General features: G+C 66.5%; 3 protein-coding genes. All 3 read right to left on the bottom strand.

Annotated elements, in window-relative coordinates:
• Nucleotides 1–33: 33 nt before the first annotated feature.
• Complete coding sequence (locus IG65_RS0133855) at nucleotides 34–237, bottom strand: hypothetical protein (protein WP_030518994.1); 204 nt, start codon at nucleotides 235–237, stop codon at nucleotides 34–36.
• Between the two features lie 106 nt (nucleotides 238–343).
• Nucleotides 344–1,666 (bottom strand): FtsK/SpoIIIE domain-containing protein, encoded by a 1,323-nt coding sequence (locus IG65_RS35500; RefSeq protein WP_051757327.1) that lies wholly within the window; start codon nucleotides 1,664–1,666, stop codon nucleotides 344–346.
• 119 nt (nucleotides 1,667–1,785) lie between these two features.
• Nucleotides 1,786–2,254: excisionase (locus IG65_RS38800; RefSeq protein ID WP_197040026.1), on the bottom strand; the 469-nt coding region annotated here is incomplete at its 5' end.

The raw sequence follows: 2,254 nt of genomic DNA, 5'->3' as shown, positions 1-2,254 counted from the left end.
TCGGATTCACCTGCGAGGCAGAGGGTTTCGCGCTCATGCGGCCCAGTCCTCTCCGCCATCGGGGTCGAAGTCCCAGCCCGAGGGAGCCGACCCGGTTTCGGCGAGCAGGTGCACCGCGATCGAGACCGGGTCCAGCCCGCGGCGCTCCAGGCGGCAGCGGCGGTGGGCTTGCAGGTCGATCACGTCCTCCTCGTAGCCGGCATCGGCGACGAGGGCGGGGCGGCGGTTGCGCTTCATGATGGTTTCTCCTGTTCAGAGGTGGTGCGCGCCGACCGGATGAAGGCGCGCTGAACGAAGCCCGGAATTCGGGCAGAGGTCGGAAATTCCCCCCGGGGAATCGGTGTCAGGCGGCGGCGAGACCGTCGCCCGGGGTTTCGTCGCCGAGGTCATCGGGATCGAAACCGCTGTAGTCAGCCTGCGGTGCATAGTCGATCGCGGCCTGCTGAGGCTTGTACCGGCTGACGATCCAGTCGATATCGTCATCGGTGACCTGGTAGGCGCGTGCCCGCCGGAATCCCGCGATGCCGTCTTCCTGCACGTAGCACACACCCGGTGTGGCGTAATCGATTTCGTCGCAGTACGAGCCACGGTCACGGGCTCCGCGGCCGTGGATCATCTCCACCTGTGTCGGCTCAGCCATCCGCAACCCGATCCGGTACGGCAACAACTGTCGTTGCGGCACAGTCTCTTTCGACGGATCGATCACGGTCTCGATCACCGAGAACAGCGGCGCACGTCCCTGCGACAGCAACAGCCCGTGAGCCTGCTCGAACCGAGCCCGCAACTTCGAATCGGTGAACGCGGACAGCGTCGCGGCCTCATCGATGATGATCACGACCAGCGGGTTCTCCCGGGTCGGTTCGGGCTTGCGAACTTTGCCGCGCCAGCGTTGCGCACGTTGCTGCATGTCCGACACCGACTCTTCCAACAGCCCGATCATGGTTTCGGGCATCGTGCACTCGAACCGGGTGCACAGCGGTTCCAGCCAACCCAGTTCCATGCCGCCTTTCGGGTCGATCACCCGCAACTCGACACGGCCCGCAGCAATGGCCGGACCCATGCCGTTGACCAGCGACCACAGAACACCGGACTTGCCCGAGCCGGTTTCACCGCCCAACAGCACGTGGCGGCCCTGCACCGGTACCCCCCAGGTCGTGCCGTCTTCGAACACCCCGGTCGGGACTGCGGTGAGGTCCACACCGTCACCGGTCACCACCCGGACCGGGGCGGATTCGGCGAGGGTGTCATACAAGCGCACATCCAGCCGGACCACGCCCGGTGCCGGCGAGGACACCGCGACATCGGGAACACCGATGTAGTGCGCGATCGCCGCGCGGGTTTCCCGGTCCGACCAGATCGACAGGGTATGTCCGCCGCGCATCAGCACGTCCACGGTGATGCCCTGGCGGGTGTACTCCCACGATTCGACCTTCGGGAAGCCGAGTTCGGCCGACCCGAGTTTCAGGTCGGCGAACATCTGCTGTGCGTGAACGTTCGAGGCGAACGACAACACGGCCGGGCGCAGCTGCACCGGGGCTTCATCGATGATGTCTTCCAGGCCCCGCGGGCGCGGGGTAGGTTGGCGGCCCCACGGCATCATCCACGCCATGAACGCCAACGCACCACCCGCAGCGGCCGCGTAGGGGACCATGTCCACGGCGGTCATCGGGTTTCCTCCTTCGGGGTTTCGAGTTCGCAGAACAGGCGGCAACCGTTACCGGTGGCCGGGGGGAGAGCGGTAATGCCCACCGTGGCAGCACCATTGATACGGGTATCCATGACAGATCAGCTCCCCACCGGGACCGCGATCGGCAGCATGTCTTGCACCGGCCGCGCAGAACGAACAGACCGCGCCACCGGACGCACCGGTCGGACAGGAGCCGAAGCCGGAATCGGCTCGGGCGCGGGGGTTTCGGTCGGCTCCGGAACTTCCGGTGCCGCAACAGGTTCGGAGACAGGCTCCGACGAGGGAGCCGCTTCGGGCTCCGTGACAGGTTCGGGATTGCGGGCCGCGCGGAACAGCACCGCGAGACCGTGCGTGTCCACCAGCAGCGATATCGGGGCGATAGCCGCGACGATCGCGCACAACCACGGCGGAAGCGGGTGACCGTTGGCGACAGCGTGAATGCTGTTGCCCGCCACCGACACCACCGCGCCCACCGCCAGAACCCAGTTGAAGAACTTGCGTTCCGGCGACTTCGCCAGCACCAGAGCACCGGCAGTGGCTTGCACGATCGTGCCGTCGATGATCAGC

The organism is Nocardia sp. NRRL WC-3656 (assembly GCF_000720265.1).
Lineage (GTDB): Bacteria > Actinomycetota > Actinomycetes > Mycobacteriales > Mycobacteriaceae > Nocardia > Nocardia nova.
This window is presented reverse-complemented; position numbering and strand designations above follow the sequence as displayed.